Annotated in this window: 22 protein-coding genes; 13 read left to right on the top strand and 9 right to left on the bottom strand. The window is 64.4% G+C overall.

Annotated features, from left to right (window positions below):
* Nucleotides 1-37: 37 nt before the first annotated feature.
* Genes BLR26_RS06240 through BLR26_RS06255 form a run of 4 tightly spaced genes read right to left on the bottom strand, consistent with a single transcriptional unit; the run spans nt 38 to nt 3,171 of the window.
* Nucleotides 38-553, bottom strand: coding sequence for a DUF3299 domain-containing protein (locus BLR26_RS06240; protein ID WP_093379026.1), 516 nt, complete (start codon nt 551-553; stop codon nt 38-40).
* Nucleotides 554-561: 8 nt separating this feature from the next.
* Complete coding sequence (locus BLR26_RS06245) at nt 562-1,827, bottom strand: ABC transporter permease (RefSeq protein ID WP_093379029.1); 1,266 nt, start codon at nt 1,825-1,827, stop codon at nt 562-564.
* Nucleotides 1,827-2,546, bottom strand: a complete 720-nt coding sequence (locus tag BLR26_RS06250) for an ABC transporter ATP-binding protein (RefSeq protein ID WP_093379032.1) — start codon at nt 2,544-2,546, stop codon at nt 1,827-1,829. Before BLR26_RS06250 ends, BLR26_RS06245 begins: the two co-directional genes overlap by 1 nt.
* 46 nt (nt 2,547-2,592) lie before the next feature.
* Nucleotides 2,593-3,171 (bottom strand): DUF2796 domain-containing protein, encoded by a 579-nt coding sequence (locus tag BLR26_RS06255; protein ID WP_045199983.1) that lies wholly within the window; start codon nt 3,169-3,171, stop codon nt 2,593-2,595.
* 132 nt (nt 3,172-3,303) lie between these two features.
* Here BLR26_RS06255 and BLR26_RS06260 point away from each other — a divergent pair, with 132 nt between their 5' ends.
* On the top strand, nt 3,304-3,648 hold the full coding sequence (locus tag BLR26_RS06260) for a hypothetical protein (protein ID WP_045199981.1): 345 nt from the start codon (nt 3,304-3,306) through the stop codon (nt 3,646-3,648).
* Nucleotides 3,649-3,714: 66 nt separating this feature from the next.
* Here BLR26_RS06260 and trxA read toward each other — a convergent pair whose 3' ends face one another.
* From trxA to BLR26_RS06275, 3 genes are read right to left on the bottom strand one after another with little or no spacing between them, the layout of a single operon-like run.
* Nucleotides 3,715-4,587, bottom strand: a complete 873-nt coding sequence (gene trxA, locus BLR26_RS06265) for a thioredoxin (RefSeq protein ID WP_093379036.1) — start codon at nt 4,585-4,587, stop codon at nt 3,715-3,717.
* A 31-nt stretch (nt 4,588-4,618) separates the two neighbouring features.
* The gene (locus BLR26_RS06270) at nt 4,619-5,278 is read right to left on the bottom strand and encodes a class I SAM-dependent methyltransferase (RefSeq protein ID WP_093379039.1); all 660 of its coding nucleotides are present in this window, start codon (nt 5,276-5,278) and stop codon (nt 4,619-4,621) included.
* Nucleotides 5,278-5,724: a YbaY family lipoprotein gene (locus BLR26_RS06275; protein WP_093379042.1), complete on the bottom strand. Its 447-nt coding sequence runs from the start codon at nt 5,722-5,724 to the stop codon at nt 5,278-5,280. The genes BLR26_RS06270 and BLR26_RS06275 overlap by 1 nt, the downstream gene beginning before the upstream one ends.
* Before the next feature lie 107 nt (nt 5,725-5,831).
* Between BLR26_RS06275 and nrdR the strand changes: the two genes are divergently transcribed.
* The 12 genes from nrdR (at nt 5,832) to BLR26_RS06335 (ending at nt 14,520) form a co-directional block, all read left to right on the top strand.
* Nucleotides 5,832-6,296 carry a transcriptional regulator NrdR gene (nrdR, locus tag BLR26_RS06280; RefSeq protein ID WP_010222838.1) on the top strand — a complete coding sequence of 155 codons (465 nt, stop codon included), beginning with the start codon at nt 5,832-5,834 and terminating at the stop codon, nt 6,294-6,296.
* A 2-nt stretch (nt 6,297-6,298) separates the two neighbouring features.
* Nucleotides 6,299-7,429, top strand: a complete 1,131-nt coding sequence (gene ribD, locus BLR26_RS06285) for a bifunctional diaminohydroxyphosphoribosylaminopyrimidine deaminase/5-amino-6-(5-phosphoribosylamino)uracil reductase RibD (RefSeq protein ID WP_093379045.1) — start codon at nt 6,299-6,301, stop codon at nt 7,427-7,429.
* Between the two features lie 45 nt (nt 7,430-7,474).
* A complete protein-coding gene (locus BLR26_RS06290; protein ID WP_010222840.1) occupies nt 7,475-8,140 on the top strand; it encodes a riboflavin synthase in 666 nt (221 codons plus the stop codon).
* A gap of 18 nt (nt 8,141-8,158) precedes the next feature.
* Entirely contained in the window at nt 8,159-9,253 is a 1,095-nt protein-coding gene (ribBA, locus tag BLR26_RS06295) for a bifunctional 3,4-dihydroxy-2-butanone-4-phosphate synthase/GTP cyclohydrolase II (RefSeq protein WP_093379049.1), read from the top strand.
* 89 nt (nt 9,254-9,342) lie between these two features.
* Nucleotides 9,343-9,819 carry a 6,7-dimethyl-8-ribityllumazine synthase gene (gene ribE, locus BLR26_RS06300; RefSeq protein ID WP_010222842.1) on the top strand — a complete coding sequence of 159 codons (477 nt, stop codon included), beginning with the start codon at nt 9,343-9,345 and terminating at the stop codon, nt 9,817-9,819.
* The gene (nusB, locus tag BLR26_RS06305) at nt 9,816-10,316 is read left to right on the top strand and encodes a transcription antitermination factor NusB (protein ID WP_093379052.1); all 501 of its coding nucleotides are present in this window, start codon (nt 9,816-9,818) and stop codon (nt 10,314-10,316) included. The genes ribE and nusB overlap by 4 nt, the downstream gene beginning before the upstream one ends.
* Before the next feature lie 18 nt (nt 10,317-10,334).
* Entirely contained in the window at nt 10,335-11,300 is a 966-nt protein-coding gene (gene thiL / locus BLR26_RS06310; protein WP_093379055.1) for a thiamine-phosphate kinase, read from the top strand.
* Nucleotides 11,297-11,800, top strand: coding sequence for a phosphatidylglycerophosphatase A family protein (locus BLR26_RS06315; protein WP_045199966.1), 504 nt, complete (start codon nt 11,297-11,299; stop codon nt 11,798-11,800). Before thiL ends, BLR26_RS06315 begins: the two co-directional genes overlap by 4 nt.
* Before the next feature lie 11 nt (nt 11,801-11,811).
* Nucleotides 11,812-12,564: a substrate-binding periplasmic protein gene (locus tag BLR26_RS06320; protein WP_045199964.1), complete on the top strand. Its 753-nt coding sequence runs from the start codon at nt 11,812-11,814 to the stop codon at nt 12,562-12,564.
* Between the two features lie 113 nt (nt 12,565-12,677).
* Entirely contained in the window at nt 12,678-13,295 is a 618-nt protein-coding gene (gene ribA / locus BLR26_RS06325) for a GTP cyclohydrolase II (RefSeq protein WP_010222848.1), read from the top strand.
* On the top strand, nt 13,292-13,711 hold the full coding sequence (locus tag BLR26_RS06330; protein WP_045199962.1) for a hypothetical protein: 420 nt from the start codon (nt 13,292-13,294) through the stop codon (nt 13,709-13,711). The genes ribA and BLR26_RS06330 overlap by 4 nt, the downstream gene beginning before the upstream one ends.
* Nucleotides 13,711-14,520 (top strand): cobalamin-binding protein, encoded by an 810-nt coding sequence (locus BLR26_RS06335; RefSeq protein WP_093379058.1) that lies wholly within the window; start codon nt 13,711-13,713, stop codon nt 14,518-14,520. Before BLR26_RS06330 ends, BLR26_RS06335 begins: the two co-directional genes overlap by 1 nt.
* Here the strand turns inward: BLR26_RS06335 and BLR26_RS06340 are convergent.
* Both BLR26_RS06340 and dxs read right to left on the bottom strand, forming a co-directional pair.
* On the bottom strand, nt 14,498-16,348 hold the full coding sequence (locus tag BLR26_RS06340; RefSeq protein WP_093379061.1) for a TonB-dependent receptor domain-containing protein: 1,851 nt from the start codon (nt 16,346-16,348) through the stop codon (nt 14,498-14,500). The two genes, BLR26_RS06335 and BLR26_RS06340, sit on opposite strands and share 23 nt — an antisense overlap.
* Nucleotides 16,349-16,425: 77 nt before the next feature.
* A complete protein-coding gene (gene dxs / locus BLR26_RS06345; RefSeq protein WP_093379064.1) occupies nt 16,426-18,324 on the bottom strand; it encodes a 1-deoxy-D-xylulose-5-phosphate synthase in 1,899 nt (632 codons plus the stop codon).
* Nucleotides 18,325-18,346: the final 22 nt, after the last annotated feature.

Consider the following 18,346-nt stretch of genomic DNA (forward strand, 5'->3'; position numbering starts at 1 on the left):
AGCTCAATGAAATCGTCAAAGGCTGACAAGCGGCCATTCATTCTAGCTCGTATGCGTAGATTTTCTCGGCTTCCATTTGATATCCGGCATCGGCCAGCTCGCTGCTGGAGGCTTTGACCTGCATCTGGCCTTCAATCCAGTACGGTTGGTAGAGGTCTTCGACCTTGACGCCGATCTCGCTGAAGATGTGAACGATCTGGTTCGACGGCGGTGGCGGTACATGAATGCAGGCGCCGTAGTAAGGCACCAGCAGGAACTCGGTGGTGCGGCCTTCTTCGCTGACCTCCAGCGGCACGATATACCCCGGCAGTTTGACCTGCTGGCCATCCAGGGCCTTGACCACCGGGGCATTGGGTGCGGTTTGCCGCGCAGCGGGTGCCGATTCGGCAGCCAGGGCGTCGCTCAGTTGCGAAAGGTCGTGCAGCGGCGCCAGTTGCGGCTGGATCACCGGCGCCCCGGCCGGGATCAGTTGCTGCCACTCCAGGGTGCGCGGTTCAGCGGCCCACAGGGGCGAGGCAATCAACAGCAGCAACAGCAGCAAGGCGCGGTTCATCGAGTTACTCACAGGTGAATGGACAGGCCGTCGGCCAGCGACTGGCGATAGGCGCGCCAGGCCGGCACGCTGCCCATCAGCAAGGCGGCGCCAAGGATGATGCCCAGCAGGGTCCATTCATGGGCGCTGGGCCAGGCCAGCGGCAGCAACAGGCCGTAATTGGCCTGCACGTAACCCTGGGCCAGGGCGATGCAGGCGTACAACAAAGCCACCCCGGCGATGATGCCGGCCACCGCCAGGGCCAGTGCTTCGAGCACCAGCAGCCCGGCAATGTGCCAGGGACGCGCGCCGACCGAGCGCAGGATGGCCATTTCCCGGCGCCGTTCGTTGAGGCTGGTGAGGATCGCCGTGAGCATGCCAATCAGGCCGGTCAGCACCACGAACAGCGAGACCACGAACAGCGCCTGCTCGGCCGTGCCCATCAGGCTCCAGAGCTCTTGCAGGGCCACGCCCGGGAGGATCGCCAGCAGCGGCTCGTTGCGGTACTCGTTGATCTCCCGTTGCAGGCTGAAGGTGGCCACCTTGTTGTTCAGGCCGAGCATGAAGGCGGTGATGGCGGCGGGCTTGAGGTCCATGTTGCGCGCCTGATCGGCGCTGATACGCCCGGCGCCGCGGGCCGGCATACCGTTGTGCCAGTCGATGTGGATGGCTTCCATACCGCCCAGGCTGATGTGCAGGGTGCGGTCGACCGGGGTGCCGGTGCGTTGCAGCACGCCGACCACGGTGAACGGTTTGTCATCGTGTTTGACCAGGCTGATGGCCGCCACGCCATGGGCCAGCACCAGCTTGTCGCCCAGCTTGTAGTGCAGGGCATCGGCCACCTCGGCACCAAGCACCACCTCGAACGGGTCGGTGGCGAAAGCGCGGCCCTCGGCCAGTTGCAGGTTCTGCTTGCGGCCGTACTGGTAGTGCTCGAAATAGCGCGCGTCGGTGCCCATCACCCGGTAGCCGCGATGGGAATCGCCCAGGGAGATGGGAATGGCCCATTTCACCCGTTTGTCGCTGGCGTAGTGTTCGAAGCTCTCCCAGCGGATGTTGTTGGTGGCGTTGCCGATGCGAAACACCGAGTACAGCAGCAGGTTCACCGAGCCCGAGCGGGCGCCGACGATCAGGTCGGTGCCGCTGATGGTGCTGGCAAAGCTGGCGCGGGCTTCGGTGCGCACCCGCTCGACCGCCAGCAGCAGGCACACCGACAGGGCGATGGCGAAGGCGGTCAAAAATGCAGTAAAGCGGCGGTTGGCCAGGCTGGCCAGGGCAAGGCGGAGCAGGTACATCAGGCCTCCAGGTCGTTGGCCGGGCGGGCCGCGCGGTTGAGTTCGGCAAGGGACAGCTGGCGGTCAAACAACGGTGCCAGGCTCTGGTCGTGGCTGACGAACAGCAGGCTCGAGCCGGCCGCACGGCATTCGGCGAACAACAGGCGGATGAAGGCTTCGCGGGTGTCGGCGTCGAGGGCTGATGTTGGCTCGTCGGCGATTACCAGCTCCGGCTGGCCGATCAAGGCCCGGGCGGCGGCAACGCGCTGTTGCTGGCCGATCGACAGGCTGCCCGCGCGGCGGGAAAGCAACGCCGGGTCTTTCAGGCCCAGGTGGGCGAGCAGGCTGGCGGCGGCCTGGTCGATGCTGCCATGGCGCTCGGCGGCGCGTTGCGCGCGGCTGCGCGAGAAGCGGCAGGGCAGTTCGACGTTCTCCCGTACCGAGAGAAACGGCAGCAGGTTGAACTGCTGGAAGATGTAGCCGGTGTGATCGACGCGAAAACGGTCGCGGGCGGCCAGCTTCAGTTCGCTCAAGTCCTGGCCGAGCAGGCGGATGCTGCCGCGATCGGGCTTTTGCACTCCGCCCAAAAGGCCCAGCAGGGTGGTCTTGCCGCTGCCGCTGGGGCCTTTGAGAAACAACGATTCGCCGGCTTCCAGGCGCAGGGCGGGAATCTCCAGCAGGGGGGCTTGGCCCGGCCAGGCGAAGCCCAGGTCGGTCAGTTCAATCAGTGCCTGGCTCATAAATGAACGCCCGGGTTACCCCGGGCGTTTCGCTGCAAAAGGGCTATCAGAAGTTGATCGTGGCCTTGGCCGGGGTCGCTTCGACACCTTGCTGGCCGTTGGGCCCGATCAGTTGCAGGGTAATTTTCTGGGTGGCGGGGAAGGCCTTGAACAACGGAGTCAGGTCGAGGCTCTTGAGCTCAGCGGGCTTGTCGCAGGTCAGCCGGTAATGGGCATGGACCTCACTGTGCTCATGGCCTTCGTGCTCGTCGCCGTCATCATCGACTGCCGGCTTGTCGCCGAACAGCGGGCTTTCCAGCTCCTGGTCACTTTCGCTGCAGTTGGCCGCCTTGGCCAGGCCGAACAGCGCCAATGGTTTTTCCAATTGTGAACGCACGGCAGCAACCTTGGCTTTGTCGGCGGCGCTGGTGGCCGGGTGTTCGAAGCCGACCAGGTTCATCGCCGGGCTGTCCAGTTCCAGTTCCAGGGACTTGTCGTCGAGCACCACATTCAAGCGCGCGACGCCGTGTTCATGGGCGCCGAGGCTGCCATGGGCGTGGTCATGATCGTGGTCGTGGCCTTCATGGGCGTGGGCGACGGCCAGGGGCAACAAGGCAAACGGCAAGGCGAGCAACAGACGACGCATGGGCTGACTCCGCGGAGGCACTGGAATGATTTGGTAATGTTATAACAACTTGTTCGGCGTGCGCCAGTGTGCTTGGCGATGAAGCGTTGGCGTGGGAGCATGGGCCCATTGACTGCGCACAAGGACACCCCCATGCGAATTCGCGGACACATCGGCGACTGGCCGGTAGACCTGACCCTGGAACTGGACCCGGCGGAATGGGCGCAACTGGGCGGCCAGCTGGCCGCTGTGACGCCAGCGCCTGCAGCAGCGGCGAGTGCGGTTGCGGCGGTGCGACCGGATGATGCGCTCTGGCAGGCGGCGCGCGAGGTACTGCGCAAGGCCGGGCAGCTCAACGGGCCGGAGTTGCTTGAACACTTGGAAGGGCTGGCGGGCAATACCGCGGCGGGCAAGCGACTGCTGGTGCGCCTGCGCCACAGTGCCGAGGTGAAGGTGCAAAGCGGGGCGGATGCGCCGGTTTATCACTGGGTGGGGTAATGAGGGTATCGCGGGGCAAGCCCGCTCCTACAAGATCAGTAGGAGCGGGCTTGCCCCGCGATCAATTCAATACAAGGCAGCAAACAACTTGCGACGGTAGCTGCCGACCAGCGGATGGTCGTTGCCCAGCAGGTCAAACACCTGCAGCAAGGTCTTGTGTGCCACCCCGCCGTCATAGCTGCGATTGCGCTTGAACAGCTTGAGCAAGCCTTCCAGCGCCGCTTCGTACTGCTGACGCGACAACTGCTGGATGCACAGCTGGTACGCGGCCTCGTCATCTTCAGCATTCTGCGCCAGGCGCGCTTTAAGGTCGGCGACTTCCGGCAGGCTGGCGGCCAGGCCGAGAAAGGTCAGCTGCGCCTTGGCACCGGCTAGGGCAGCCTTGTGCTCGTCGCTCTTGACCGCGTCGAGCACGGTCTGGGCTTCACCCAGTTCGCCGCGCTCAGCCAGGCAGCGGGCGTAGAGGATCAGCGCGCCGGCATTGCTGTTGTCTTCGCTGAGCAGCGCCTTGAGGGTGCTTTCGGCTTCGCTGAAACGGCCTTCGGCAAACAGCGCCTGGGCTTGCTCCAGCGGGTCGGCGGCAGCCGGTGGCGGCAGTTGTACATGGGGTTCGAGCAGGGCGCGAATCGCCGACTCGGGTTGGGCACCGGCAAAGCCGTCGACCGGCTGGCCATCCTTGAACAGCACTACGGTGGGCAGGCTGCGGATGCCGAAGCGGGCGACGATGTCCTGCTCGATATCGCAGTTGACCTTGGCCAGCAGCAGTTCGCCCTGATAGCTCTCGGTGATCTGCGCCAGCAGCGGCATCAGTGCCTTGCACGGCGCGCACCACTCGGCCCAGAAGTCGACCAGTACCGGTTTATGGAAAGAGTTCTGGATCACCAACTGATCGAAGTCGGCGCCAGTGGCATCGAAAATGTACGGGGTAGCAGGGTTCATCGCGACTCTCGAAAATCCGTGAATGGCATCACTATAAAGGCTGGCGGCTGGCGTGGTACAGGCTGACCCGGCGGAATTCGTGGGGCTCGGCCAGGTCCGGCAGGGTCAGGGCATCCAGCACGCCCAGCGACCGGTACAACGGGTGGCTGAAATCCCGTACCCGCGAATCGGCGACCAGGGCCTGCTGGCCACGGCTGAGAAACTCGTCCAGCAACGGTAGGTTGGCGCGGTCGTAGAGCACGTCGGCGACCAGGATCAGGTCGAAACGGTCGGCCTCCTGGAAAAAATCGCTGGAATAACTCAGTTCCACCTCATTGAGCTCGGCATTCGCCCGGCAGGCCTGCAGCGCCAGCGGGTCAAGGTCGCAAGCCACCACTTCCAGCGCGCCGGCCTTGGCTGCCGCGATACCGGCAATCCCGGAGCCTGCGCCAAAGTCCAGCACGCGCTTGCCTTCGACCCAATGCCGATGCTCATCCAGGTAGCGGGCCATGGCCAGGCCGCTGGCCCAGCAGAAACTCCAGTACGGCGGCTCGTGAAGGATGCGCCGGGTTTCTTCGGAGCTGAAGGCGCGGTCCATGTTCTGCGCATCGATCAGCCACAACTTGAGCGCGCACTCGGGCAGGTCGCTGACCACCAGTTGCGCATCCCCAAGCAACTCGCTCAAGGCCTGTTGCAGTGGAGCGGGCGCCATCATGGCGCCTTTTCGAAGCGCAGCGGGCCGGTGGCCTGGGTTTGCGCCTGGGCGATGCGCAGGGGCGGCAGGTGCAGGATCAACTGGCCGGACTTGCTCGCGCGACCGCGCAGCTCGACCCGCGCCCCGGCGGGAAAGGCCTCGGGGTTGAAGCGCAGGCGAAACGGCAGGTCCAGGCCATTGCCGCTGAACGTGCTGCTGGCTAGCAAGCCTTGCGGCCGCCCGCGTTCATCGATCACTAGCAGGGCCAGTTCGACTTCGGCGCCGGCCGGAATGTTCTGCAAGGTGCCGCTCAATTCGCGTTGATAGGCCGGCAGCGGCCCGAGCTCCTTGGCCGGTTTGCTGGCTACCGGGGCTTTGGGCGCCGGCACAGGCTGGGGTTTATCGCTGCTGCACGCGCTCAGCACGGCAGCAAAACTGAGCACGACAAGCGCTCTTGATGGCATGGGGAATTCCTTCGCGGCGTATTTCCTCACTGGATGGTAACCCCTTTGGCTTGTCTTGCCAGTGGGATGCGCTACCATGGCCCTCCCTTTTTTTGTTGCCTGCCACCATGCACTGTCCCTTCTGCGGTGCCAACGACACCAAGGTCATCGACTCGCGACTGGTTGCCGAGGGCGAGCAAGTGCGCCGTCGGCGCGAATGCGTAGCCTGCGGTGAGCGCTTCACCACCTTCGAAACCGCCGAACTGGTTCTGCCCCGGCTGATCAAGCAGGACGGCAGCCGCCAGCCTTTCGACGAAGAAAAACTGCGTGCCGGTATGCAGCGTGCTCTGGAAAAACGTCCGGTCAGCGTCGAGCGCCTGGAAGCGGCGCTGGCGCATATCAAGCACAAGCTGCGGGCTACCGGTGAGCGCGAGATCAAGTCGCTGGTGGTCGGCGAGCTGGTGATGGCCGAGCTGCAAAAGCTCGATGAAGTCGCCTATATCCGCTTCGCCTCGGTGTACCGGCGTTTCCAGGACCTCAACGAGTTCCGTGAAGAAATCGACCGCCTGGCCCGTGTGCCGGCTAAAGAGTGAGCATGTCCAGCGAACGCGCGGTGCTTGATGCGCACTACATGGCCCGGGCCATCGAGCTAGCCCGCAAAGGCTTGTACTCCACCCACCCGAACCCGCGCGTGGGCTGCGTGATCGTCCGCGACGGCCAGGTGGTCGGCGAAGGCTGGCACGTGCGCGCCGGCGAGCCGCATGCCGAGGTGCATGCCTTGCGCCAGGCCGGCGAGCTGGCCCGCGGCGCTTGCGCCTACGTCACCCTTGAGCCGTGCAGCCACCATGGGCGCACGCCGCCGTGTGCCGAGGCGCTGGTCAAGGCCGGTGTGGCGCGGGTGGTCGCGGCCATGCAGGACCCCAATCCGCAAGTCGCCGGCAACGGCCTCAAGCGCCTGGCCGATGCGGGTATCGAGGTTGCCAGCGGTGTGCTGGAGGCCGAGGCCCGCGCCCTGAACCCGGGCTTTCTCAAGCGTATGGAACACGGCCTGCCGTTCGTCCGGGCCAAGCTGGCGATGAGCCTGGACGGCCGCACGGCCATGGCCAGCGGCGAGAGCCAGTGGATTACCGGCCCGGCGGCGCGCTCGGCAGTGCAGCGTTTGCGCGCCCGCTCCAGCGTGGTGCTGACCAGTGCCGAAAGCGTATTGGCCGACAACGCGCGGATGACCGTGCGCGCCGAAGAACTGGGCCTGGACCCGGCAACCACCGCGCTGGCCCTGGCGCGTCCGCCCTTGCGGGTGTTGATCGATGGTCGCTTGCGTGTGCCGCTCGATGCGCCGTTCTTTACCGCCGGCCCGGCCCTGGTGGTCACCGCCGCTGAAGCCGACGCACGTTATGCCCAGGCCGGTCATGAGCTGCTGAGCCTGCCCGGCAGTGCTGGCCGCGTCGACCTGCCGGCGCTGATGCTTGAGCTGGCCGCGCGTGGCGTCAACGAAGTGCTGGTCGAAGCCGGTGCCGGCCTGGTCGGCGCCTTTGCCCGGCAGGGACTGATCGACGAGTACCAGATTTTTGTCGCCGGACGCATCCTTGGCTCCAGTGCCCGGCCGTTGCTCGACTGGCCCCTGGATAAAATGAGCCAGGCGCCCCATTTGCAGATCACCGAAATGCGCGCAGTAGGCGATGACTGGCGAGTCACTGCAGTACCCAAGCCTGCGCCCGGCGTATAATTTGCGGCTAGCGCCATGCGCAGCCCTGTTCTCGAGGAGGACTTCATGTTCACCGGCATCATCGAATCGATTGGCAGCATCCGTTCCCTGACCCCAAAAGGCGGTGACGTGCGGGTGTATGTCGAAACCGGCAAGCTCGACCTGGGCGACGTCAAGCTGGGCGACAGCATCGCCGTCAACGGCGTGTGCCTGACCGCGGTCGAGCTGCCTGGCGATGGCTTCTGGGCCGACGTCAGCCGCGAAACCCTCGACTGCACCGCCTTCAACGAGCTCAAAAGCGGCAGCCGGGTCAACCTCGAAAAAGCCCTGACGCCGACCACCCGCCTGGGCGGTCACCTGGTCAGCGGCCATGTCGACGGCGTCGGCGAAGTGGTCTCGCGCAGCGATAACGCCCGCGCCATCCAGTTCCGCATCCGTGCACCCAAGGAGCTGGCCAAGTACATTGCCCACAAGGGCTCGATCACCGTCGACGGCACCAGCCTGACGGTGAACGTCGTCGATGGCGCCGAGTTCGAGCTGACCATCGTCCCGCACACCCTGGCCGAAACCATCATGGCCGACTACCGTCCAGGTCGTCGGGTGAACCTTGAGGTCGACCTGCTGGCACGTTACCTGGAGCGTCTGCTGCTGGGTGACAAGGCCGCCGAGCCAAGCAAAGGCAGCGGCATCACCGAAAGTTTCCTGGCCGCCAACGGCTACCTGAAATCCTGATTTGAAAGGGGGTGCCGAGTGGCGCTCAACAGCATCGAAGAACTGGTCGAAGACATCCGCCAAGGCAAAATGGTCATCCTCATGGATGACGAAGACCGCGAGAACGAAGGCGACCTGATCATGGCCGCCGAGTGCTGCAAGGCCGAGCACATCAACTTCATGGCCAAGCACGCCCGCGGCCTGATCTGCATGCCGATGTCGCGCGAGCGCTGCGAAACGCTCAAGCTGCCGCTGATGGCGCCACGCAATGGCTCGGGTTTCGGCACCAAGTTCACCGTGTCGATCGAAGCCGCCACCGGCGTCACCACCGGCATTTCCGCCGCCGACCGCGCGCGCACCGTGCAGGCTGCCGCCGCCCGTGATGCCAAGGCCGAAGACATTGTCAGCCCCGGTCACATTTTCCCGCTGATGGCCCAGCCTGGCGGTACCCTGGCCCGTGCCGGCCACACCGAAGCTGCCTGCGACCTGGCGCGCATGGCCGGTTTCGAGCCGAGCGGGGTGATTTGCGAGGTGATGAACGACGACGGCACCATGTCGCGTCGCGCCGAACTCGAGACTTTTGCCGCCGAACACAACATCAAGATCGGCACCATTGCCGACCTGATCCACTACCGGATGATCCACGAACGTACCGTTCAGCGGGTTTCCGAGCAGCCGCTGGACAGCGAGCTGGGCCATTTCAACCTGGTCACCTACCGTGATTCGGTCGAAGGCGATGTGCACATGGCGCTGACCCTGGGTAACATTTGCGCCGAAGAACCGACCCTGGTGCGGGTGCACAACATGGACCCGCTGCGCGACCTGCTGATGGTCAAGCAACCGGGCCGCTGGAGCCTGCGCGCGGCCATGAGCGCCGTTGCAGACGCCGGCAGCGGCGTGGTGCTGCTGCTCGGCCACCCGCTCGATGGCGACGTGCTGCTGGCGCACATTCGCGAAAGCGCCGACGCTGGCGTCCAGGCGAAAACCCCGACCACCTACAGCACCGTCGGTGCCGGTTCGCAGATCCTGCGCGACCTGGGCGTGCGCAAAATGCGCCTGATGAGTTCGCCAATGAAGTTCAATGCGATATCCGGATTCGATCTGGAAGTTGTAGAATACGTGCCCTCCGAATAAAGCAGGCGGTTTTTCGCGCTGCCATTCGTGTCCCAAACACCCACAGGCCGCCTGTTTGCGGCCTGGCTCTTTAAGATGAGAACTCCGCAATGACCCTGAAGACCATCGAAGGTACCTTCATTGCCCCCAAAGGTCGCTATGCTTTGGTGGTTGGCCGCTTCAACAGCTTCGTCGTCGAAAGCCTGGTGAGCGGTGCCGTTGATGCCCTGGTTCGCCACGGTGTGAACGAAAGCGACATCACCATCATCCGTGCCCCGGGTGCCTTCGAAATCCCGCTGGTGGCGCAGAAAGTCGCCCAGCAAAGCGAATATGCCGCGATCATCGCCCTGGGCGCCGTGATCCGTGGCGGTACCCCGCACTTCGAATACGTTGCGGGCGAATGCACCAAGGGCCTGGCCCAGGTGTCCATGGAGTTCGGCGTGCCGGTCTCCTTCGGTGTCCTGACCGTCGATTCGATCGAACAGGCCATTGAGCGTTCCGGCACCAAGGCCGGCAACAAGGGCGCCGAAGCTGCCCTGTCCGCTCTGGAAATGGTCAGCCTGCTGGCGCAGTTGGAGGCCAAGTGATTAGCGACGAAAGCGATCGTTTCAACCCGCGCGATCCAAAACCTGCGGATGCTGGCAAGCCATCGAAAAGCGCCAAGCGTCGCGAAGCCCGTCAGCTCGCGACCCAGGCCCTGTACCAATGGCATATGGCCAAGCAGTCGCTGAACGAGATCGAAGCGCAGTTCCGGGTCGATAACGATTTCACCGATGTCGACGGTGCCTACTTCCGCGAAATCCTCCATGGGGTTCCGGCGAAGAAAGTCGAAATCGACGAAGCACTCAAGCCGTGCCTTGACCTGACTATTGAAGAGCTCGATCCGGTTGAACTGGCGGTGCTGCGCCTGTCCACCTGGGAGTTCATGATGCGCGTTGATGTTCCGTACCGCGTTGTGATCAACGAAGGTATCGAACTGGCCAAGGTGTTCGGTTCGACCGACGGCCACAAGTTCGTCAACGGCGTGCTCGACAAGCTGGCACCACGCCTGCGTGAAGCCGAAGTCAAGGCGTTCAAGCGCTGATTCCGGCGCTCTGTGCCAATGGGTGAGTTCGAGCTGATCCGTCATTACTTCGCCGCCGCGTCCTGTGCGCAAGGCGGCGAAGGTGTGGCCCTGGGCATTGGCGATGATTGCGCCTTGCTCAGCGTGCCAGCCGGCGAACAGCTGGCGATCTCTACCGATACGCTGGTGGCCGGGGTGCATTTCCCGGCTGTCTGCGACCCTTTTCTGCTCGGTCAGCGTTCGCTGGCCGTCGCTGCCAGTGACCTGGCTGCCATGGGCGCCACGCCCATCGGCTTTACCCTTGCCCTGACCCTGCCCGAGGTTCGCGCCGACTGGCTGCAGGCTTATGCCCGCGGTTTGAACCAGATGGCCGAAAGCTGCCAGCTGAGCTTGATCGGCGGCGACACCACCCGTGGCCCGCTGAGCCTGACCATGACCGTGTTCGGCCGCGTACCCGGCGGCCAGGCCCTGACCCGCAGCGGTGCCCGCGCCGGCGACCTGCTGTGCGTCGGCGGCGAACTGGGCAATGCCGCCGGCGCCTTGCCGCTGGTGCTCGGCGAGCGCATGGCCGAGGCGGCCCAGGCCGAACCATTGCTGGCCCATTACTGGTCGCCGCAACCGCAACTGGCGCTGGGCCAGGTGCTGCGCGGCAAGGCAACCTCGGCGCTGGATATCTCCGACGGCCTGCTCGCCGATTGCGGACATATCGCCAAGGCGTCGCAGGTGGCATTGCAGGTCGAGCTGGAGCGGCTACCGTTGTCGGCGGCGCTGCTGGCCTTTTTCGGTCGCGCAGGCGCGCAACAGGCGGCATTGGCCGGCGGCGACGATTACGTCCTGGCCTTCACCTTGCCCGAAGCTGAGCTTGCACCGTTGCTGGCGGCCGGCTGGCCGGTCCATGTGGTCGGGCGGGTGAGTGCCGGCAGCGGCGTGCGCCTGCTTGATGGCAGTGGCCAGGACATCACCCCGCACACCCGGGGCTATCAACATTTTAAGGAGACACCGTGACCGATCACCCCAAACAGGTGCCTGCGGAGTTCGTTCCGCCGTCGGTCTGGCGCAATCCCTGGCATTTCCTGGCATTCGGCTTTGGCTCCGGAACCCTGCCCAAGGCGCCGGGAACCTGGGGCTCGCTGGTGGCTCTACCGTTTATCCCGTTGTGGCAGATGCTGCCCGATTGGGGCTACTGGCTGATGCTCGGGTTGACCATGCTGTTCGGCTTCTGGCTGTGCGGCAAGGTCGCGGATGACCTCAAGGTCCACGACCATGAGGGCATCGTCTGGGACGAAATGGTCGGCATGTGGATAACCCTGTGGCTGGTGCCGGAGGGCTGGATGTGGCTGCTGGCGGGCTTTTTGATGTTCCGTTTCTTCGACATCCTCAAGCCCTGGCCGATCCGCTGGATTGATCGTCATGTGCATGGCGGGGTCGGGATCATGCTCGACGATGTTCTGGCCGGGGTGTTTGCCTGGCTGGGCATGCAGGTTCTGGTATGGAGTTTCACCTAAGGAGCGGGGCGATGACGGGATGGCGGCTGTTGCTGGTGTTGCTGGTCCTGGCGGCAGGTGTGGTCAAGGCGGCGGACGCGCCGTCGGCGACACCTGGCCAGGTTCGTCTGGTCAGTGAAGAGTGGCTCGACTACACCAACGCCGACGGCAGCGGCCTGGCCTGGGACGTGCTGCGCAAGGTGTTCGAGCCGGCCGGCGTCAAGGTTCGCACCCAGAGTGCGCCGTACAGCCGCGCGGTAGGCCTGGTCAAACGCGGTGAGGCCGATGCCTGGGTCGGTTCCTATCACGAAGAGAACGCCGACAACCTCTATCCGCGCTGGCATTTCGATATGGACCATATCTATGCCCTGGGCCTGGCCACCAGCCCTGTGCCGACCCAGCAGACCCTCGGCCAGTATCGCCTGGCCTGGGTGCGCGGCTATGACTACAAAAGCTATCTGCCCAATGTCGGTCACTTTCGCGAAATCCAGCGCCGCGAGGGGATCTTGCCGATGCTTGAACATGATCGCGTCGACTACTACATCGATGCCCTGACCGAAGTCGACTATGTGCTCGGCCAGGCCCCCGATCCCAAGCTGTTTCGCCGCAGCCACCTGGCGGAGCTGCCGCTGTACCTGGCCTTTGGCCGCACCGCCGAGGGCAAGGCGTTGCGCGCGCTGTTCGACCAGCGCATGGACAAGCTGGTGGCCAGTGGCGAGTTGCGGGCGATCTTCGAGCACTGGAAGCAGCCCTATCCGTTCGACGGCGAGGGCAAGCGGCCGTAGCTGATATCGAACTTGTCGATCTGTTTGCCCAATAATTCAGCCTAAGCAGCGGCGCCACGCTGCTGATACAATCGGCCCACGTCAATTTTCAAGTTACTGATCAGGAGCACAACGTGCCCGTCGTTTTTGTTGCCGCTTCCAAGCTGCCTACCCCGTTTGCGACCTTCACCATGCATGGTTTTCTCGATGAAGCCACCGGCCGCGAGCACGTCGTGCTCAGCCTGGGTGATGTGGCCGATGGGCAGCCGGTGCTGGGGCGCCTGCATTCCGAATGCCTGACCGGCGACGCCTTGTTCAGCCAGCGCTGCGACTGCGGTTCGCAACTCGAAGCGGCCCTGCAGGCGATCGCCCGCGAAGGCCGCGGCGTGCTGCTGTACCTGCGTCAGGAAGGCCGTGGCATTGGCCTGTTGAACAAGATCCGCGCCTACGAGCTGCAAGATGGCGGCGCCGACACCGTCGAAGCCAACGAACGCCTGGGCTTTGCCGCCGACCAGCGTGACTACGGCATGTGCCAGCCGATGCTCGAGCACCTGGGTGTCAAGTCGCTGCGGCTGATGACCAACAATCCGCGCAAGGTCAAGGCACTGACCGGCATGGGCATTCCGGTTGCCGAGCGGGTGCCGCTGCACACCGGCCACAACCCGCATAACAAACACTACCTGGCGACCAAAGCCGGCAAGCTCGGCCACATGATGGGCAACGAGCACCAGGGCGAGGCCGGTCGGGCGTGACCCGCGCCCAGGTTCGCCGTCGCCTGGAGCTGGCCTGGTGGCAGTACCTGGCGGTGGCGCTGGCGCCGTTGCTGGTGTTTGCCTGGGCCTTCGGTGGCGTGCAGGCGTTGATTCCGATCCTGGCCATGCCGATGTTTATCGCCGGCGTGGCCTCGATGTTTCTCAGCCTGCCGCGCTTTGGCGCCTACAAGCACGGGCTGATCGCCACCCAGAAAGCCCTGAACAGCGACGATGAACCTGCGGCCTGGATCGAGCTGGCACGTATCCGCCGCCTGGGCATGTTGTTCGCCTGCCTGCCGGCCTGGGTCGCCGCGTTGTCGGTATTCGTTGGCCTTGAGGCGGTGCCGCAGATCCTCCTGGCAATCTCCAGCGTGGTCCTGCTCTACCTCTATCGCATTCCTCGCCAGCTCGGCTGATGCGTCGCTACCTGTGGCTGTTGCTGCTGGCCTTCGGTATGCCGCTGGCCGCGGCGCCGCGGGTGGTCAGCCTGGCGCCCTCGATCACTGAAATCATCCTCGAGCTGCAAGCCGGCGACCTGCTGGTGGGCATGGCCGAGTGGCACGAACGGCCGACGCAGTTAAGCACCGTACCGTTGGTGGGCCGTTATGGCCAACTGGACATGGAGCGCCTGCTCAGCGTGCGCCCGGACCTGGTGCTGTACTGGCCGGGCAGCGTGCCGGCGGCCCAGCGCGACCAGCTCGAACGCCTGGGTATCCCGCTATACAGCGTCGATGTGCACGAGCTGGATGACCTGGTGTCGCAGGTGGACGAAATTGGCCTGCGGATCGGGCGCAAGGCGCAGGGCGGGCAGTTATCCACAGCCTTGCGCCAGCGCCTTGCCGCGTTGCGCCAGCAGTACCATCGCGAGCAGGCGCTGACGGTGTTCTACCAGGTCTGGGACAAGCCGCTGTATACGGTTGGTGGTTACCAGATCATCTCCGATGCGCTGAGTGTCTGCGGCGCGCGCAATGTGTTTGCCGACCTCCCCCAGCCGGCGCCGCAGGTTAACCTGGAGACCGTGCTGGCGCGCAACCCGCAGGTGATCCTTGCCCCTGATCAGCTCCAGCTCGAGGCCTGGAAGGCCTGGCCGCACGTCGCTGCCGTGCGTGATGGCCTGTTGCTGCAGGTGCCGGACAAAGGCCTGGAGCGCCCCAGCGGGCAGATGATCGAAGCGACGGCCAAGCTGTGCGAACTGCTGCAGGCTAAAGCGCCGGTGTCCAGGTGACGCCCAATAGCCAGGTGCGGCCTTCTTCGCGGTAATCGGCATAGCCTGTGCCGTAGCTGTACTGCGCACGGCTGTAGGTTTTATCCAGCAGGTTTTCGGCTTTGAGCTCCAGACGAACCTCGCGGCTCAGGTTCCAGCTGCTGCGCAAACCGAGCAGACCGTAGCCGCTGAGTGAGCGCTTGTTGTCGGCGTCGGCGTAACTGCTGCTGACTGCCTGCCAGCTGGCACCCAGGCCGAGGCGATCGAACTGGCGATCCAGGTCCAGGCTCAGGGTGCGGCGGGCGCGACGTTCGAGGGTGTGTCCGGAATCGCGATCACGCGGGTCGATCAGTGCCAGGCCCAGGCTGCTCTGCCAGCCAAACCACTCCTGATTAAGGCTGGCTTCGAAACCATTGATGCGTGCCGAGTCAACGTTGTACGGAATATAGTTGAGGTCCGGGGTGATCGCATTGCGCAGGTCAGTGCGGTACAGCGAGGCCTCCAGCCTGGTGCTTTCGGTCAGTTGGCTGCGCCATTGCAGCTCGTAGCTCTTCGAGCGCTCGGGCTTGAGGTCGGGGTTGCTGAAATCCGGGTAGTAAAGGTCGTTGAACGTCGGTGCGCGAAAGCCTTCGCTGTAGGACAGAAGCAGGTCGTTGTCGACGTTGAGCGGCACGCCGAGACTGGCGCTCCAGCTGTTCTGGCTGCCGAATTGCTGGTTCTGGTCGCGGCGCACGCCGATTTCGGTGTTGAAGCTGTCGCCTTTGTAGCGATGCTGGACAAAAGCGGCGCGGTTCCAGCGGCTGTCTTCGTCAAAGGTCGTGCTGCCATGCAGGCGATCCTGATACCAGTCGCCACCGAGCAACAGGTTGTTGCGCTCGTCGAAGCTAAGGTCATTCTGCCAGTTGATCGAGTCGCGGTAAGTGTTGAACTCGCTACCGCCCGGCTGCAGCGAGTCGCGCTTGGTATCGCGGTTCTCGCTGTGGCCCAGCTCCAGGCGTGAATGCCACATCTCACTGAGCTGTGCGTCGGCATAGGTGCCGAGGCTACTGACGGTGAAATCGGTGTAGGGCTGGCTGTGGTCGCCAAACAGGTTGTCGTATTCGCTGCGTCCGCGGCTGTCGAGCAGATTCAGGCCCAGTTCCAGGGAGTCGCTGGCAACATGGCTGAGGTTCAGGCTCAGGCTCTTGTTTCTGTAGGCATCATGATCGCCGTTGGCCGGGAATGACTCGCGGGTAGCGTTGATGCCGTCGGTTTCGTCCAGACCTGCGGCGAGGTTGAAACGAGTGCGCTCGTCACCTGCGGACAGGCCGACATCTCGCTGCCAGGTCTTGTTGCTGCCACCGGCCAAGTGCAGGCGTGGTTGCAGGCCGGGCTTGCTGGCGCGGCGGGTGAAGATCTGGATCACCCCGCCAATCGCATCGCTGCCATAGATCGCCGAGCGCGAACCGCGCAACACTTCGACCCGCTCGATCTGATCAATGTTGAGAAACTGCAGGCCGCTGTCGCCGGACGAGGTGTTGGCAATACGTACGCCATCGACCAGCACCAGGCTCTGGGCCGACTTGGTGCCGCGAATGAAAATGCCAGGCAAGCTGCCACGCCCGCCGGTGCGCGAGACCTGAACACCCGGCACCCGAGTCAGCAGATCAGTAACGCTGGAAGGCTGCAGGCGGTCGATGTCGTCGCGGGTGAACACCGTATTGGCGGCGCTGGTTTGCGTGCGGTCTTCAACCTGGCGGTTGGCACTGATCAGTGTGTTGGGCAGTTTCAGGGCGCTTTCGCGGTCGATCGGGTCGGCCAGCAGGGTGGTTGGCAATAGCAGGAGGGGGGCAAGACGCAGGGGTTTCATGGGCAGTTCCATTGCTATCGCGGGTCAAGCCCGCTCCCACAAAACCTGTAGGAGCGGGCTTGACCCGCGATGCGGTCTCAAAGACCGAGCAGTTGCATCCGCTGACGCACCGAAGCCTCGATGCCGGCGGCATCCAGGCCGCACTCGGCGAGCATCTGCGCAGGCTTGGCATGCTCGACATACACATCCGGCAGGCCCAGGTGCAGCACTGGCTTGAGCACCGCTTCGCGGGCGAGGAACTCGCTCACTGCCGCACCGGCGCCGCCCATGATGGCGTTTTCTTCGATGGTCACCAGCAGTTCGTGGCTACCGGCAATCTCGCGCACCAGGGCTTCATCCAGCGGTTTGACGAAACGCATGTCGACCACGGTGGCATCGATCTGCTCGGCAACCTTGAGGGCTTCGCTCAGCTGCACGCCGAATACCAGCAAGGCGACCTTGCTGCCCTGGCGGCGGACGATGCCCTTGCCGATTTCCAGTGGCTCAAGGTTGCTCTCGATGGTTGCGTTCGGGCCGCTGCCACGTGGGTAACGCACGGCGGCCGGGCCGTTGTACAGGTGGCCGGTGCTGAGCATCTTGCGCAGTTCGTTCTCGTCGCTCGGGGTCATCACCAGCATGCCGGGGATGCAGCGCAGGAACGACAGGTCGAAGCTGCCCGCGTGGGTCGGGCCGTCTTCGCCGACCAGGCCGGCGCGGTCGATGGCGAACAGCACGTCGAGATTCTGCACCGCGACGTCATGGATCAACTGGTCGTAGGCGCGCTGAAGGAAGGTCGAATAGATCGCCACCACCGGCTTGGCGCCTTCGCAGGCCATGCCCGCAGCCAGGGTGACCGCGTGCTGCTCGGCGATGGCGACATCGAAGTAGCGATCCGGATAGCGCTCGCTGAAGGCCACCAGGTCGGAGCCTTCCTTCATGGCCGGGGTAATGCCGACCAGGCGCTGGTCAGCAGCCGCCATGTCGCACAGCCATTGGCCGAACACTGCGGAGTACTTCGGTCCGGCAGCCTGTTTCGGCGCGGCGGCGGGTTTGTCCACAGGCTCAAGCTTGGTGATCGCGTGGTAGCCGATCGGGTCGACTTCGGCCGGGGCGAAACCCTTGCCCTTTTTGGTGACCACGTGCAGGAACTGCGGGCCCTTGAGGTCACGCATGTTGCGCAGGGTGGTGACCAGGGTCGGCAGGTCGTGGCCATCGATCGGGCCGATGTAGTTCCAGCCCAGCTCTTCGAACAGGGTGCCGGGTACCAGCATGCCCTTGGCGTACTCTTCGGTGCGGCGGGCGATTTCCCAGGCGCCGGGCAGGCGCGAGAGGACCTTCTTGCTGCCCTCGCGCATGCTCGAGTAGGTGCGGCTGGAAAGAATCTTGGCCAGGTAGTTGGACAGGCCGCCGACATTGCGCGAAATCGACATGTCGTTGTCGTTGAGGATCACCAGCATGTCGGCGTCGACTTCCTGGGCGTGGTTCAACGCCTCGAAGGCCATGCCGGCGGTCAGCGCGCCGTCACCGATCACGGCAATCGACTTGCGCGGATCGTTCTGCAGACGGGCGGCGATGGCCATGCCCAGGGCCGCACTGATCGAGGTGCTGGAGTGACCGACGCCAAAGGTGTCGTACTCGCTCTCGGCGCGGCGCGGGAAGGCGGCCAGGCCGTCCTTCTGGCGCAGGGTGTGCATGCGCTGGCGGCGACCGGTGAGGATCTTGTGCGGATAGGCCTGATGACCGACGTCCCACACCAGACGGTCGTCCGGGGTGTCGAAGACGTAGTGCAGGGCGATCGTCAGCTCGATGACGCCCAGGCCGGCACCGAAATGCCCGCCGGTCTGACCAACGGTATAGAGCAATTCCTGGCGCAACTCGTCGGCCAGGTTCTCCAGGTCGGCTTCAGCCAGGCGGCGCAGGCCGGCAGGCGTATCGGCACGGTCAAGCAGCGGCGTGACCGGGCGTTCGCGGGGGATCTCTTGAAACGTCGTGGGCATCAGGCGAATCGTTATAGATATG

This window comes from Pseudomonas sp. UC 17F4 (assembly GCF_900101695.1).
In the GTDB taxonomy this organism is placed as follows: Bacteria; Pseudomonadota; Gammaproteobacteria; order Pseudomonadales; family Pseudomonadaceae; genus Aquipseudomonas.